We start from the raw sequence: 16,339 nt of genomic DNA on the forward strand, positions 1-16,339 counted from the left end.
GCTACCGTCAACTCTCGTGATTGCGTGACCTTCACGACTTCATCTTGATTACTTCAGGCCGTCGCTATGGAACTTCATATGATCCTGGATGAATGAACTGATGAAGTAGTAGCCGTGGTCGTAGCCCTCGTGCCTGCGCAAGCTCAAGGGTTGCCCTACTGCTGCACAGGCGGCTTCAAACTCTTGCGGCAACAACTGCTGCTCCAGGAATTTGTCGGCCAAGCCCTGGTCTATCAGGATGCCGGCCGGGTAAGGCGCGGTGAACTTTGAGCGCATCAGCACGCTGGCATCGTGGCGCTGCCATTTGGCTTCGTCCTTGCCCAGATAATTGCTGAAAGCCTTGTGGCCCCAGGGGCATTGCGTGGGCGCAGCGATAGGCGCGAAGGCGGATACCGACTTGTACACGCCGGGGTGGCGCAATGCCAGCGTCAGCGCGCCGTGGCCGCCCATGGAATGGCCGAAGATGCCTATGCTGTCTTTGCGCGCCGGGAAGTTCTGCAAAACAAGCTCGCGCAGTTCCTGCACGATATAGGTTTCCATCTTGAAGAATTTGCTCCACGGCTCTTGCGTAGCATCCAGGTAAAAACCGGCGGCGGTGCCGAAATCCCAGCTATCGGCTTCGCCGGCAATGCCGGTATCGCGCGGGCTGGTATCCGGCGCCACCAGCATGACGCCGTGCTCGGCGGCAAAGCGCTGCGCACCGGCCTTGATCATGAAGGTTTCTTCATTGCAGGTGAGGCCGGCCAGGTAGAACAGCACCGGTACCGGGCCGTTCTTGGCTTGCGGCGGCTGGTACACGGAAAAGCGCATAGGCAAGCCTATGCTGCCGGACGCGTGCCTGTAAAAGCCCTGCACGCCGCCGTAGCAGCCGTGTTCGCTGATGGTTTCCAACATCAGTAGATCACCACCGAGCGTATCGATTCGCCGCTCTTCATCAGGTCAAAGCCTTCGTTGATGCGCTCCAGCGGCAGCCTGTGCGTGATCAGGTCGTCGATATTGAGCTTGCCTTCCATGTACCAGTCTACGATCTTAGGTACATCGGTACGGCCGCGCGCGCCGCCGAAGGCGGAGCCCTTCCATACCCGGCCTGTCACTAGCTGGAACGGACGGGTGCTGATTTCCTGCCCTGCCGCTGCCACGCCGATGATGATGGATTGGCCCCAGCCTTTGTGGCAGCATTCCAGCGACTGGCGCATGGTGGTGGTATTGCCTATGCATTCGAAGCTGTAGTCGGCGCCGCCATCCGTCAACTGCACGATCGCATCGACCACGTTTTCTACCTGGGTAGGATTGATGAAGTGGGTCATGCCGAACTTGCGCGCCATTTCCTGGCGGGCCGGATTGATGTCCACGCCGATAATCTTGTCGGCACCGACCATGCGCGCCGCCTGGATCACGTTCAGGCCTATGCCGCCCAGGCCGAACACGACCACATTGGCGCCAGCCTCTACCTTGGCCGTGAACAGCACCGCGCCTACGCCGGTAGTGACGCCGCAACCGATGTAGCAGACCTTGTCAAAAGGCGCGTCGGAGCGGATTTTTGCCAGCGCGATTTCCGGCACCACGATATAGTTGGAGAAGGTGGAAGTACCCATGTAATGGAAGATGGGCTTGCCGTCCAGCGAGAAGCGGCTGGTGGCATCCGGCATCAGGCCGCGGCCTTGCGTGGTGCGTATCTTCTGGCACAGATTGGTTTTTTGCGACAGGCAGAATTTGCATTCGCGGCATTCCGGCGTGTACAGCGGGATCACGTGGTCGTCTTTTTTCAAGCTCTTGACGCCTGGACCTACATCCACCACCACACCTGCGCCTTCATGGCCGAGGATGGCCGGGAAGATGCCTTCCGGATCGGCGCCGGACAAGGTGTAGTAATCGGTATGGCAGATGCCGGTGGCCTTGATCTCGACCAGGACTTCACCCTCGCGCGGGCCTCCCAGTTCTACTTCTTCTATGGTCAGGGGTTGGCCGGCTTTCCATGCGATGGCTGCTTTGGTTTTCATCATTGTCCTTTGCTAGATAGATGACGAAGCAGCCAGAACGGGTGTACCTAGATCAGCCGGCTGTTCTTTTCCAGCGACTCTATCGAGGTATGTTGTGACTGCTCCTGTTGTTCGGGAGTCATTTTGAACTCGACGATGTGTTTGTGCCTGTTGGCCTTTTGCATGCCGTTGATGGCGGCCAGGCTGAGCCAGTTATGAGCTTGCACCAGGTCCACCGAAGTTCCATGACCGTAAGCATACATCAAACCCAAATTAAATTGCGCCCTGGCGTTCTCTTGCTCGGCTGCCTTGCGGTACCAGGCCAGCGCCTGCTTGTAGTTTTGTTCTACGTCCTGGCCGTTATCGTAGCGCAGCGCCAGCTTGAATTGCGCGCCGGCATGGCCGGACGCCGCACTTTTCAGGTACCAGTCCATTGCACTGCGGCCATTCTCCATCACGCCCAGGCCCTGGTCGTACATCAGGCCCAGCTTGTAGCAGGCGGCCGGATGGCCTTGCTCCGCTGCCTTGCGGTACCAGTTGGCGGCCTGCTTGAAGTCATGCTGTATGCCTTCGCCGGTTTCATGGATCAGCGCCAGGTTGAATTGCGCTTTTACATGGCCCTGCTCTGCGGCCTTCAGGTACCAGAGTATCGCCTGCTTGTGGTCGCGCGGCACGCCTTGCCCGGTGTCGTACAGCAAACCCAGGTTGAACTGTGCGCTGGCATAGCCCTGCTCTGCCGCTTTGCTGTACCAGGATATGGCGCGCGGGTAATCGGCCGGCATGTCCTTGCCGTTGCCGTAGATCATGCCCAGGTTGTTTTGCGCTGCTGCATCGCCCAGCGTGGCGGCTTTTTCAAACCAGGTGATGGCCTTGCGGTAGTCGCGCGGCAAACCCTGGCCGGTGATATAGATCAGGCCGATATTGTTTTGCGCGCCGGTATGCGACTGCTCTGCCGCCTTGCTATACCAGGCCAGCGCCTGCATGTGGTTCTGGTGCTTGATGGAACTGCTGTAGATCAGGCCCAGGTTGAATTGCGCGCGCGCATAGCCCTGCTCGGCCGCGCGGCGGTACCAGTTGATGGCCTGCTCGGTATCTTGCTGCACGCCCTGTCCGGTTGCATACATCAGGCCGAGATTGAACTGGGCCATCACATGGCCCTGGTCTGCTGCCCTGTGGAACCAGGGAATAGCCTGCCGCGCATCCTGCTCGGAAGGCTTGCCCTGGATGTACTGCAGCCCCAGGTTGTACTGGGCATCGGCATCGCCGTCTTCTGCGGCACGCTTCATTTGCATTTCCATTTACCGGTCATCCTCATGCATTCTTCTTTTGGACGCATTGCGGCTCATTATTCGGGATCATTTAAGAGAAAACTCACTGGTATTCTCTTTCAGCAACTGGATGAATTTTTGCTGCGGCAAGGCCTGGTGGAACAGGAAGCCTTGCAAGGTCGTGCAGCCGGCCTGCTCCAGGTAGCGAGCCTGGCATTCCGTCTCCACGCCTTCTGCAATCAGATGCAAACCCAGGCCGCGCGCGATGGAAATAATTGCCAGCACGACCGGATAATGGCCGTCATGCTCCTGGATTTCGCGCACAAAGGACTGGTCGATCTTGATCGTATGCACCGGGAAGCGGTGCAGGTAGGCCAGTGATGAATAGCCGGTGCCGAAATCATCAATCGCCACGCTGACGCCCAGTTGCGACAATTTGTTCAATTGCTCGATCGCATACTGGGGATTGCGTATGCACAGGTTCTCGGTAATTTCCACTTCCACCTGCGAAGCCGGAATTTCATGTACGGCTAGCGCAGCCTTTAACTTCTTGTGGAAATCGCCCCGGTCCAGGTATTGCGGCGACAGGTTCAGGGACAGGCGCAAAGGCTGCTCGGTCACCTTGTTCCATTCGCTGAGGTCGCGGCATAGCGGCTCCAGCATCCAGTCGCTGATGGGCAGGATCAGGCCGTTTTCTTCCGCAAAGGGCAGGAATTCGCCGGCCGTCAGCACACCGCGCTCCGGGTGGTTCCAGCGTATCAGCCCTTCCGCGCCGATGATATGGCCGGTATTGATGTCTATCTGCGGCTGGTAATACATTTCCAGCTCGCCCAGTTCCAGCGCCTTGCGCAGGCTGTGCTCCAGCACGATCTTCTGGTGCGAGGCATCCTGCATGGAGCTATCGTAGAAGCTGTGGCCGTTCTTGCCCAGGGCCTTGACCTTGTACATCGCAATATCGGCATGGCGTATCAGATCGTCGGCAGTTTCGCCGTCGCCGGGGCAGACTGCAATACCGACGCTGGCGGACACATGCACCTGATGCGCGCCCAACTGGAAAGGCTGGCTCAGCGTCTGCACGATCTGATCGGCGATCATCGCCGCATCCTGCTTGTCGCGCAGATCGGGCAGCAGCAAGGTAAATTCATCGCCGCCCAGGCGGGCCAGCGTATCGCCCTCGCGCAAACGATCGCGCAGGCGCGAAGCCACCATTTGCAACAGCTCGTCACCCTTGATGTGACCCAGTGTATCGTTGACCAGCTTGAATCTGTCCAGATCGACAAACATCACCGCCAGCTCCGACTTGTTGCGCTTGGACTGGATCAGTGCCAGGTTCAGCCTGTCGCGGAACAAGGCACGGTTAGGCAGGTCGGTCAGGATGTCGTGATAAGCCTGGTAAGAGATCAGTTGTTCCGCGCGCTTGCTCTCGGTGATGTCGCGCGCCACACCATAGGTGCCGAAGAACTCGCGCTTGCCGTCGCCCTGATCGACCGAATACATGCCGACCGAATTGAAGGAAATGGACATCACGGTATTATCGAATTCCCTGTCCTTGTCCGGCTCGTTCTGGTAGCGCAGGCGCAGTTCCACGTTACGGGAAGCGCGCGCGCCGATGCGGCGCTCGTTGAAGACATAACGGGCACGGCCCATGTCTTCTTCATGCACCAGCACGGAGTAATGCTTGCCTATCAGCTCGTCAGGCTTGAAGCCCAGTAGCTGATGCGCCCTGTCGTTGACGAAGGTGAACTTGCCTTCTATGTTCAGCGTGTAGATGATATCCGGCGAACTGTCCACCAGGTAGCGGTACAGTTTTTCCGAACACTCCAGGCGCCATGCCATGTCGCGGTTTTCCGCTTCCAGGCGGCGCTTTTGCAATGCGTTTTCTACCGTCTTCAGCAGTTCTTCATGCGGATAAGGCTTGCGCAGGTAGCCGTAGGCGCCGCGCTTCAGTGCACCGATAGCGGCATCAATGCCGCGGTCGCCGCTCAGCACGATGACGCTGGCGTCTATGCCGCGCTCCAGGATGAAATCCATGATGTCGTGACCACTGACATCCGGCAGGCGCAAGTCCAGCAAGACCAGGTCAAAATGCAGCTTGCTCAGTTGTTCTATTGCTTCCGCGCCGTTAGTGGCCGTGACCAGATGGTAATCGCCGGTGCGCAGCAGTTCGTGCAGACTGCTCAGGAGCCTGGGTTCGTCGTCAACCAGCAGTAAACGCGGAATTTTCGCCTGTTCAAGTCTAGCCACTGGATCCATTCCATCCAGGGCGACATTGATTGCGGTCGAGTCATACGAGTTTATCAGGCTCATTTTTGTTCCAAATAAGATTTTGGCTTACGAGTAAGCTACAGACTCATGTTCTGTACGCTGTGCTACTGGTAAAAATATTTCAAAGGTAGTGCCTTGCTTGGTACTGCGACAACTGATGAGTCCTTGCAATTTCTTTACCAGCCCGTGAACGATGTTCAAGCCCAGCCCACGGTGCCCCTTGCCCTTGCTACTCTTGACCGGTGAAAACAGCCTGGACATCACTTCTGCCGGTATGCCGGGGCCGGTATCCTTGACCCATAGCTCCACATACAGCACGCCATCGCGATTGACCAGGCCCTGGCTACCGATCTCTATCACGCCGCCGGCAGACATTGCTTCCAGCGCGTTCTTGATCAGGTTCATGAAAATCTGCTTCAGCGTATCGGCGCTGCCGTTGATTTCCACCGTTTCATCCAGCATGCGGTTTTCTATCTTGACCAGCGGCGATGCAAACTCGGCCTGCTGGAACAGGCGCACCACTTCACCCACCACGCGGCTGACTTCGGTCTTGCCGGACTGGTCCGCCGGGTTCACCTCGACGAATTCATCGATGATCTTGCCGACGCGGTCTATTTCTTCGTTCAGTATCGTCACTTCGCTGCTGACCACTTCGCGGTTCAGCAATTTGCGGTCCAGGATACCGAGATAATTCTTGATAATCGACAAAGGATTATTGACTTCATGCGCCACCTTGCGGGAAGCTTCGCGATAACTGCGGGACAGGTTCTCGGTCAGGTTTTCGGCATCGCGTTTTTCATCCAGCAAGGCCCGCAGCGCAATCGAAGCCTGGGTGCTGAAGGCCCGCAGGAAGCTGGCGCGCTTGGCCAGATCCGCATCTTGCCAGGACATGAAGCCGGCAATGATCACGCCCAGGCTGGCGCCATCCACATGCAGCGGCAGGCAGGCCAGTTGATCGGTATTAAACAGGCGCAGCAATTGTTCTTCAAACACGCCCAGGCCGGTGCCGGCATCAACCTGGCCGGCTTCAGTAAACATCACGCGGCGTTCGCGTACTGCTTCCGCGATCACGCTGCCTTCGGTTTCCAGCGGCAAGGCAAAATCGGCCAGCCTCAGCCTGTGTTCGCCAACACGGCTGCCCACCAGCGCATTGCCGGTAGCATTCATCAGCAGGATAACGGCGCCATCAAAATGGAACAGGATGCGCGCCGACTTGGCGACGGTTTCCAGCAAGCCGCTTTCGCCGTCCTGGCGCGAGAATGAACGCCCCAGTTCCGAAGCCAGGACCATGCCGCGCACCTGCTCCATCATCTTGTCTTTGGTCGCATCCTTGACCACGGGAGCCGGTGCCACCGGCGCCTGCACTTCTTCCGTCAAATCAATGTCCAGTTGCTCGGCCGATTTCTTGACCTGCTCGCCTACCCTGCCACGGATTTCATTCAGCTCATCCAGTTTCAGCCCGCACAGCGCGCCGGCCTTTTCCAGTTGCGCATCGCTGAGATCCTTGCTGTTGAGCGCATGGGCCAGATAGGTGATGCGGATCAGCGGATGCGCCTTTTCCAGGCGTGATGGCGCTTCATGGTGGTACAGCACACTGTCGGCAATAAACGAATCCAGGCTCCACTGCTCTATCAGCCAGGAGCCGACTTCTGCATGCGTGGTCTGCAGCGTGCGTTCTTCTACCGCGCACAGATCGTCATTGTCGGGCGCGAAGAAATTGAACGCATATTCCTTGGGCAAGATGGCATACAGGGCCAGCCGGCCCACGTCATGCAATAGTCCCGCCAGATAGGCTTCTTCAGGATTGGAATAGCCGGTCTTCAGCGCGATGACTTTGGCAGTCAGGCCCGACTGCACCGAGTGCGACCAGAAGCCGCGCAGATCCGCGCCGCCCGGTTGGGATAATTTATCGAAAATCTGGGACACCGACTCATTGATGACGATGGTCTTGATCATCTCGGTGCCGATCGCTTGCAGTGCAGGATCCAGCCCGTTGGAAGGGCCGTTGCGGTGATAAGCAGAGCTATTGGCCACTGCCAGCATCTTGGCCGTCATCGCCGTATCCTGGGCGATCAGGCGTGACAAGTCCGCCACCCCCACTTCCTCGGATTGACATTGCTCCATTAACTTGAGCAAGGTCTGAGGCATGGATGGCAAACGCGCGGCCATTAAGCGGCTGCGGATATCAAGATCCTGTTGAGTCGTTTTTATTTTTCTCTCCCGACCAAAAGCCTGTACTGCTGGTGCTGCAGGTGCAACTTATAACCTATTTGTTTTTGTATATTTTTAGCTGCTTCTATTACTATTGATTGCTAATTAGCTTGTTGGCTTGCAAATTCGCGGACATTAAAGAAATCCTGCAAAGCTGCGATAACAAGATAAGCCCTCAATGTTTTCCTCGCTGCCCCTCAAAAAATTTCCTCACAGAAACTTCATGTATTATTCCCAGAGATTCAGCACGGGGAAAAACAAAACAAGCAAACGAAGCAAGGCAAACAAACGCCTCTCCTTGCGGATGGCGTCATGATAATCCTTAATAATAGCACCAATATATTACATCGAAGTAACTTAGTTTCCCGACAAGTATCATATTGAGCCCTCCACATTTCCCTACCCGCCTCCGTCCGCGCGGCGGCTTGTATACAGCCCATGCCTTTCAGTAGTGCAGCATAGTTGAGCCTGCATGAATTAGCAGTAAATTCTCTTCAAAATTTCGGCTTTTTGATGTGTAGCATGACAATTACTCAGCAGTCAACAAAACATGCCGATTCAAGCGGACGTTTGTATTTTTTTAGTGCGTGATGTTTTGCGGGAATGAACGAAAGGCCGTTTGAGCAGCCAGGCGGGGAAGCGTAAGCAAGCCATCCATATCCATTAACGCAGGCCTCGCAGGCAGCTTGGATGGCTTTTAGGGTGCATTTAATTTCCATGTGGAAATTAAATGCTGGATGCGCGCCTCTCTACAGCAGGAGAAGCAGCGGAAACGGGAGATGGAGAAGCGTCCACCGGCGCTGAAGGCACTTCTGCAGCAACTGGACTTCCGGTTTTTTCCTGCCCGCCCATCTCCTGCTTTTTGGCCTTGTGCAGTTCTTCATCCGCACGCTTCAAGATGCTGGCGACGGTATCGCCGCTGAGCATCGTTGCCACGCCCACTGCAGCGCTGACACGCAGCTCCTTGCCGGACACCGAGACCGGCATCGCAACGATGGTGGCCTTGGTGCGGGCCGCAATCTTGCCTGCGTCTTCCGCAGAAGCTTCCGGCAGCAGCACACAAAACTCTTCGCCGCCGTAGCGGGCCAGGCAATCATAGCTGCGGGTTGCCCTTTTCATCCTGCGTGTGACTTCCACCAGCACAATCTCGCCGGCCTGATAGCCGTGTGTTTCATTGATTTGCCTGAAATGGTTCAGGTCCAGCACCAGCAGCGACAGGTTTTTCCCTAGCCGGGCATGGCGCTTCAACTCGCAATCGGAAACCCGCATGAACTCGCGCCGGTTGGCAACACCGGTCAACGGATCAATGCTGGCCTGTCTTTCCAGCTCCTGCTCTGCACTCAGTGTTTTGCGCCGGAACCTGTGCGTGCGGGAAGAAATAGTATGCCCGGAGATGGCAGCCAGCATTAGCATCAGCGCCACGTTATAGGTATAGGACACAGCGGGCGCCTGCTTGTACAAGAACAGGATGGACAGCGATATCGCAACAAAGCCGACCATGGGCGGGTTCAGCAGGCGCAGCGGCAAAGGCAGTACGACAAAGTACATCGCCACTATCCAGATATCGATGTAGTAATGACCGAAATAATCCGATGGCCGGGTCGCATTGCCGGCCAGGGTTACCGCCAGCGCCACCCAGACCCAGCGCAGCATCTGCTGATCCAGTTGTGGCGCCTTCAGCATCTTCGGCAATTGCCGGGCCAGCCATAGCGAGTAGAAGAACACCGCCGCATGCGCCGCCATCAACAGATAGAAGATATTGCCGGGCTGGCGCAAGGCGTAGTCGAAATAGATCAGCGGCAGCGTCGCCCACATCGCCACCAGCACCACGCGGCGGCACTGGGCAATATCCGCATTCAGGTAATGCGAGCGATATTGCTCCTCACCGACTTCAGGGTATTGGGCTTGCATGAATGCACTCTCCCACGGCTATTTACTTTTGTTTAATTTATTAGCTCGTTTCATTATATAGCGATGCCCACCCTTGCAGCGTGCGCACTGCACAAAACAGCCAGCCCGGATATCCCAAAGTCCGTTTGCTGTGGTAAATTAGCAGGCATTGTTTCCAAATAAGCTTATGCCGCAAAAAATGCGCGTCTCCCCTCTTCTCGTTAAGCCTGCCCTGCCCCTGCATTGTTGTTGATGCTGTAAGCCCTTCTTTGCCCAGACGACACCGGGCACGCCGTTTCTTTCATTTTTTTATTCCACAGACCTGATGGACATACTCCTTTACGATAATTGGGAGCGCAAGCTGCGTTCCTTCCAGCCACTACGCCAGGATTGGGTCGGCCTGTACTGCTGCGGCCCTACCGTGTATGACTATGCGCACATAGGCAACCTGCGCACCTATCTGTTTGAAGACGTGCTGCGCCGCACCCTGGAGTTCAACGGCCACACGGTGCGCCATGTGATCAATATCACCGACGTCGGCCATCTGGTATCCGACGCTGACGATGGCGAAGACAAGATGGAAAAAGGTAGCCGCAAAGCGGGTGAATCGGCCTGGGATATTGCCGAGCGCTTCACAGTTGCTTTCAAGCAGGATTTGCACAGCTTGAACATGCTGCCTCCGCAGATATGGTGCAAGGCGACGGATCATATTGCCGAGCAGATCGCCTTCATCAGCACGATAGAAGAAAAGGGCTATACCTATATCACTGCGGACGGTGTGTATTTCGACACCTCCAAACAGGATAACTACGGCTACCTGGCCCGACTGAACCGCGAGGGACAGGAGGCAGGCAAGCGCGTGGCATTGGGCGACAAGCGCAATGCCACCGACTTCGCGCTATGGAAGTTCAGTCCCGCCGGTGAAACCCGGCAGATGGAATGGGACAGCCCATGGGGCCGCGGCTTTCCGGGCTGGCACATAGAGTGCTCGGCGATGTCGGCCAAATACCTGGAGCCCTGGTTTGACATCCATTGCGGCGGCGAGGATCACATCCCCATCCACCATACTAATGAGATCGCGCAGACCGAGGCCTGCTATGGCACCCGGCTGGCGAACTTCTGGATGCACGGCTACTTCCTGCAGATAGACGCCGGCAAGATGTCCAAATCCAGCGGCGATTTCCTCCGTCTGCAAACCCTGATTGACCAGCGCATGGACCCGCTGGCCTACCGCTACCTGTGCCTGACCGCGCACTACCGCAGCCAGTTGAACTTCAGTTGGGAGGCATTGACGGCGGCGCAAACAGCACTGCAAAGGCTGCGCGACAATTATCTGTCATGGGCAGGAGAGGCAGACACCGCAGCAGAACCGGATGCGGGATTTACAGAACGCTTCCACACCGAGATCAATGCAGACCTGAACCTGCCGCGCGCACTGGCAGTGGTATGGGAACTGGCAAAATCGAGCCTGTCACCTGCGGTGAAAAAAGCCACGCTGGACAGGTTTGACCTGGTGCTGGGCCTGGATCTGCAGAACTGGCAGCCGCCACAACAAATCATCCCGGACGAGGTGCATGCTCTGGCGGAAAGACGCCGGATCAGCCGCGAGAACAAGAACTGGGCGGAGGCCGACGCCTTGCGCAATGAATTGCGCGAGCTGGGCTATGAGGTGGAAGATACCGCGGGCGGCATGACGATCAAGCCGCTATAGTAATTTGATCCTGCATCCATAAAAAAAACGCAGCGTAGAAATCATACGCTGCGTTTTTTTGTGTGGCTGCAAACGCTTTATTGCATGAACCAGCCGTGGCTGACTACGATGGATTGACCGGTCAGCGCATTGGTCGGGAAGGCCGCCAGGAAAATCGCAGTCCTAGCCACGTCGGCCACCGTAGTGAACTCGCCATCGACGGTATCCTTCAGCATGACCTTGCGGATCACGTCCTCTTCGCTGATGTTCAGCTCCTTGGCCTGTTCCGGGATCTGCTTGTCTACCAGCGGCGTGCGCACGAAACCGGGGCAAATCACGTTGGCGCGTATCTTGTCTTTCGCGCCTTCCTTCGCTACCACCTTGGCCAGGCCAACCAGGCCATGCTTGGCGGCGACATAAGGCGCCTTCAGCGGCGAACCCTCGTGCGAATGCACTGAACCCATATAGATGATGGAGCCACCCTTGCCGCCCTTGACCATTTCACGCATGCAGGCGCGGGTAGTCAGGAAAGCGCCGTCCAGATGGATCGCCAGCATCTTCTTCCAGTTGTCCAGGCTCAGGTCCACTACCGGGCTGATGATCTGTATGCCGGCATTGCTGATCAGGATGTCGATTCCGCCAAAGGCGGCTACTGCATCAGCAATGCCCTTGTCTACCTGTGCTTCGTCGGTGACGTTCATCGCCACGCCTATGGCCTGGCCGCCTGCCGCCTTGATTTCTTCTGCAGTCTTGACCGCAGCTTCCAGCACCAGATCGGCAATGACGACCTTGGCGCCTTCTTTAGCGTATTCCTGTGCAATTTCCTTGCCTATGCCGCTGGCGGAACCGGTAATGACGGCGACTTTATCTTTCAATTGCATGATATTTCCTTTAAGTAGATCTCGTGGACGGGACGTGCAAAGCTGAATTCGGGGAAAAGCGGGACATCAGGAAAACAATACGGGCTTTCCGGGGGCGAGATTGTGCGCCGCCGCACCCATATCCTACCAAGCCTGCATGAGCCGTGCTTGCCGCTGCCGTGTCAAAATGTAACGGAAAGAGACATTGCCATAAAAATAAGACCAATTTATGGCAAGACCCTCTTGAAAACAGTGTTAAAAGCCTCATTTGGGTGCAGGTATAAAAAATAAGCGCGTCCGCCGCTTAAAGACCAATTACACCACCTAGAACATAGACTTTTGAGGGAACCATGTCTGAACATGAAAAACAAACCCTGGGTTTTCAGGCAGAAGTAAAACAATTACTGCAATTGATGATCCACTCCTTGTATTCCAACAAGGAAATTTTCCTGCGTGAACTGATCTCCAATGCATCGGACGCGGCCGACAAACTGCGCTTTGAGGCCATCAACAACGCCAGCCTGTTTGAAAACGACGCAGACCTGAAGATCAAGGTCAGTTTCGACAAGGAAGCACGTACCATCACCATCGCCGACAACGGCATAGGCATGACCCGCGACGAAGCGGTACTGCACCTGGGTACGATCGCCAAATCCGGCACCAAGGAATTTTTCGGCAAATTGTCCGGCGACCAGCAAAAAGACGCAGCGATGATAGGCCAGTTCGGCGTCGGCTTTTACTCCGGCTTTATCGTCGCCGACAAGATCACCGTGGAATCGCGCCGCGCCGGCACTTCGGCTGCCGAAGGCGTGCGCTGGGAATCTGCCGGCGAAGGCGACTTCAGCGTGGAAGCGATCGACAAGGCCGACCGCGGCACTTCCATCACCCTGCACCTGCGTGAAGGCGAAGACGAGTTCCTGTCTTCCTGGAAGCTGAAATCGGTGATCCGCACCTACTCCGACCATATCTCGCTGCCTATCCTGATGCAGAAAGAAGAATGGGATGAAGAGAAAAAAGCACAGGTCCTGAAGGACGAGCTGGAAACCGTGAACCAGGCCAGCGCCTTGTGGGCACGCAGCAAATCCGACATCACGCCTGAGCAGTACGAAGAATTCTACAAGCACGTGTCGCATGATTTCCAGGCGCCGCTGACCTATACGCATAACCGCGTTGAAGGCCGCAGCGAATACACGCAATTGCTGTTCATCCCAAGCCGCGCTCCTTTCGACATGTGGGACCGCAACAAGCGCGGCGGCATCAAGCTATACGTGAAACGCGTCTTCATCATGGACGATGCGGAACAACTGATGCCGGTCTATCTGCGCTTTGTCAAAGGCGTTATCGATTCCAACGACCTGCCGCTGAACGTCTCCCGTGAAATCCTGCAGGAATCGCGCGATATCAAGGCGATCCGCGAAGGTTCCACCAAGCGCGTACTGGGCATGCTGGAAGAACTGGCCAATGCTGACGAGCAGGAAAAGAAAGACAAGTATGCGACTTTCTGGACCGAGTTCGGCCAGGTCTTGAAAGAAGGCATAGGCGAAGACGCCACCAACAAGGAACGTCTCGCCAAGCTGCTGCGCTTTGCATCCACGCACAATGACAGCGATGCGCAAACCGTTTCCCTGGCTGACTACCTGAGCCGCGCCAAAGAAGGCCAGGACAAGATCTACTACGTCACGGCCGACAGCTATATCGCCGCGAAGAACAGCCCGCACCTGGAAATTTTCCGCAAAAAAGGCGTGGAAGTCCTGCTGCTGACAGACAGGGTCGATGAATGGATGCTGTCCTTCCTGACGGACTTCGAAGGCAAGGAACTGGCTTCCGTCGCTAAAGGCGACCTGGACCTGGGCAAGCTGGAAGACGAAGCCGAGAAGAAGCAGCACGAAGCGACTGAAACCGAGTTCAAGGACCTGGTAGAGAAGATGAAGACTGCGCTGGCCGACAAAGCCAAGGATGTACGTGTAACCTTCCGTCTGACCGATTCACCGGCCTGCCTGGTCGCCGACGAGAATGAATTGTCCGGCAACCTGGTGCGCATGCTGAAGGCCGCAGGCCAGGCAGCACCGGAATCCAAGCCTATCCTGGAAGTGAACCCCGATCACCCGCTGGTGCAGCGCCTGAAGTACGAAGAAGCCAAGTTTGCCGACTGGTCGCATATCCTGTTTGATCAGGCCATGCTGGCAGAAGGCGGTACATTGGTGGATCCGGCTGCTTTCGTGAAACGCTTGAATGAGATGCTGCTGAGTAAGTAAAGTAATCTCTTAGCTTAAAAAAAGGCGGTGCATCAGATGATGCACCGCCTTTTTACTTTAGCCCTCCAGATACCGGAGGGCTAATTATGCTTTTAGTGGGTCACACGTGTCGTGCGGCCCGAAGACAGCAGACGTACGCGATCACCGGCGCGGAAAGGTTCATCCGCATCTTGCGTGATTGCTTTCAGCTCGCCATTGTCCAGCCTGACGGTAATTTCCAGGCCCTTGCGGTGCGCGACATTGTCTTCCAGTTTGTTGCCTATCAGGCCGCCTGCTACTGCGCCCAGGATACCTGCAACTGCGGAACCATTGCCGCCACCGATAGTGGAGCCGGCGGCAATGCCACCGACCGCAGCACCGGCCACTGTACCTACACCGCTCTTGCCGCCGTCAATAATCACTTCCCGCACCGATTCTACGACGCCCATGCGCACCGTTTGCTCGTTCTGGGTCTGGCCGGAACGATAAACGCTGTTGGACGACTGCGGGTTTACCGCACAGGCGCTCAGGGACGCAATGGCGGCAATCATTAACAATTTTTTCACGCTACTCTCCGAAAGGTTCAATTGAACTGGTTTAATTAAAACGGTTGGACAGGATTTTATCCGAATTGTTCAGTGAGCCTGGGGACGAATGCAATTTCAATAAGAAATTTTCAGGCGCCGGTACAAAAAACCGAGCACAAACAGCGGCCCTATCAGCAAAAATCGCAGGTCATCAAAAAACGAGGGCTTCTTGCCTTCTATCTTGTGACCGATAAACTGGCCTATCCAGGCAATCACAAACGCGCTTACCGCCACCGGCAAGACCCAGGAAGGTGGCAATGCATACAGGATGCCCAGCATCGCTGCCGCCATCAGGCTCATGCCTATCGCAAAAGACATGGATAAAGTGAAATAATACGCCAGCGAGACGATGGCCGCTGCCACCGCTACCCAAGGATGTATCGCCCAGATCAGTCCCAGCACCGTCCACATGATGACCGGCACGCAAACAAAGTGGATATATTCATTGACCGGGTTCAGGTGGCTCTCAGCATATTTTTCCAGCAACTGGTCTACCGGCCGGGCCTGGCCCATCGTTTGGCTGATTGTCATTTTTCGTCATCTCCATGGTTTATTTATATTTTTTATATTCGCCGACCTGGGTTGGCGCATAAATCCATTGTAGTCTGAGAAAGCCCGGCTGACAAAGCTGAAGCTTGGCTTTACAACAATGTTTTGAGCCTTACTTCCAAGCCGGTATCTTCGCCGGCTTTACAATGGCCGTGCTCCTGCCCTGATCTCCGGCACCTGGACTTTGGGAGAAAGCCCGGCTACGAACGGGATTGCAACGCAGTAATACTTTGCAACAATCCTCAAGAGCACGAACACTTATCATGTATCTTTGAAGAAATACTCATCGTCCGCGACATTCATGACTCAACTAGAAGAAGCACCCCGGCTGCAGGGTTTTCCCGCCGTCATCGATAAAAATACGACAACACTGATACTGGGCAGTTTCCCCGGCGAGGCTTCCTTGCAGGAGCAGCAGTACTACGCGCACCCGAGAAACCAGTTCTGGCGCCTGCTATCGGCGGTATTGAATGTCGATCTGGTCGTGCTGCCCTATCCGCAAAGGCTGGCAGGCATCAAGGCACATGGAATAGGCCTGTGGGATATCTTTGACTCTTGCCTGAGGCAAGGCAGCCTGGATTCTGCGATACGGCAGCAGCAAATCAACGATTTCTCCGCTTTACAGCAACAATACCCAAAATTGCATAAACTTTGTTTCAATGGCAAGACTGCGGGCAAGGTGCAGGGGCATTTTGACAAGGCCGGGTACCAGACTCTGGTCCTGCCCTCCTCGTCGCCGGCCAATGCCCAAATGTCATTTGAGCAGAAATTATTACTGTGGCAAGCTATCCTGTAGGTAAAATGAG

The 16,339-nt window shown here is 55.9% G+C and carries 12 protein-coding genes; 3 read left to right on the forward strand and 9 right to left on the reverse strand.

Annotated elements, in window-relative coordinates; all coding sequences use genetic code 11:
- Nucleotides 1-48: 48 nt before the first annotated feature.
- From fghA to IEW12_RS12015, 6 genes are all read right to left on the reverse strand, one after another.
- Nucleotides 49-894 carry an S-formylglutathione hydrolase gene (gene fghA, locus IEW12_RS11990; RefSeq protein ID WP_308789126.1) on the reverse strand — a complete coding sequence of 282 codons (846 nt, stop codon included), beginning with the start codon at nt 892-894 and terminating at the stop codon, nt 49-51.
- A complete protein-coding gene (locus IEW12_RS11995) occupies nt 894-2,000 on the reverse strand; it encodes an S-(hydroxymethyl)glutathione dehydrogenase/class III alcohol dehydrogenase (protein WP_188566809.1) in 1,107 nt (368 codons plus the stop codon). The genes fghA and IEW12_RS11995 overlap by 1 nt, the downstream gene beginning before the upstream one ends.
- Before the next feature lie 47 nt (nt 2,001-2,047).
- Nucleotides 2,048-3,265, reverse strand: coding sequence for an SEL1-like repeat protein (locus IEW12_RS12000; protein ID WP_188566272.1), 1,218 nt, complete (start codon nt 3,263-3,265; stop codon nt 2,048-2,050).
- 69 nt (nt 3,266-3,334) lie between these two features.
- Nucleotides 3,335-5,500: an EAL domain-containing response regulator gene (locus IEW12_RS12005; RefSeq protein ID WP_229751126.1), complete on the reverse strand. Its 2,166-nt coding sequence runs from the start codon at nt 5,498-5,500 to the stop codon at nt 3,335-3,337.
- 78 nt (nt 5,501-5,578) lie between these two features.
- Nucleotides 5,579-7,681, reverse strand: coding sequence for an HDOD domain-containing protein (locus IEW12_RS12010; protein WP_229751063.1), 2,103 nt, complete (start codon nt 7,679-7,681; stop codon nt 5,579-5,581).
- Nucleotides 7,682-8,449: 768 nt separating this feature from the next.
- Entirely contained in the window at nt 8,450-9,634 is a 1,185-nt protein-coding gene (locus IEW12_RS12015) for a GGDEF domain-containing protein (RefSeq protein ID WP_188566274.1), read from the reverse strand.
- A 304-nt stretch (nt 9,635-9,938) separates the two neighbouring features.
- On the opposite strand from IEW12_RS12015, the gene cysS reads away from it, so the two are divergent.
- On the forward strand, nt 9,939-11,324 hold the full coding sequence (cysS, locus tag IEW12_RS12020; RefSeq protein WP_188566275.1) for a cysteine--tRNA ligase: 1,386 nt from the start codon (nt 9,939-9,941) through the stop codon (nt 11,322-11,324).
- A 77-nt stretch (nt 11,325-11,401) separates the two neighbouring features.
- On the opposite strand, the gene IEW12_RS12025 is transcribed toward cysS, so the two are convergent.
- A complete protein-coding gene (locus IEW12_RS12025; RefSeq protein ID WP_188566276.1) occupies nt 11,402-12,184 on the reverse strand; it encodes a 3-hydroxybutyrate dehydrogenase in 783 nt (260 codons plus the stop codon).
- A 329-nt stretch (nt 12,185-12,513) separates the two neighbouring features.
- On the opposite strand from IEW12_RS12025, the gene htpG reads away from it, so the two are divergent.
- On the forward strand, nt 12,514-14,418 hold the full coding sequence (gene htpG / locus IEW12_RS12030) for a molecular chaperone HtpG (protein ID WP_188566277.1): 1,905 nt from the start codon (nt 12,514-12,516) through the stop codon (nt 14,416-14,418).
- Nucleotides 14,419-14,510: 92 nt separating this feature from the next.
- Here the strand turns inward: htpG and IEW12_RS12035 are convergent, their stop codons facing one another.
- Nucleotides 14,511-14,963, reverse strand: coding sequence for an outer membrane lipoprotein (locus IEW12_RS12035; RefSeq protein ID WP_188566278.1), 453 nt, complete (start codon nt 14,961-14,963; stop codon nt 14,511-14,513).
- Between the two features lie 96 nt (nt 14,964-15,059).
- Nucleotides 15,060-15,515, reverse strand: coding sequence for an Mpo1 family 2-hydroxy fatty acid dioxygenase (locus tag IEW12_RS12040; RefSeq protein ID WP_229751064.1), 456 nt, complete (start codon nt 15,513-15,515; stop codon nt 15,060-15,062).
- 319 nt (nt 15,516-15,834) lie between these two features.
- On the opposite strand from IEW12_RS12040, the gene IEW12_RS12045 reads away from it, so the two are divergent.
- Nucleotides 15,835-16,329, forward strand: a complete 495-nt coding sequence (locus tag IEW12_RS12045) for a DNA-deoxyinosine glycosylase (protein ID WP_188566279.1) — start codon at nt 15,835-15,837, stop codon at nt 16,327-16,329.
- Nucleotides 16,330-16,339 lie beyond the last annotated feature (10 nt).

The sequence above is a fragment of the Parundibacterium terreum genome, from assembly GCF_014636315.1.
GTDB classification, from domain to species: domain Bacteria; phylum Pseudomonadota; class Gammaproteobacteria; order Burkholderiales; family Burkholderiaceae_D; genus Undibacterium; species Undibacterium terreum.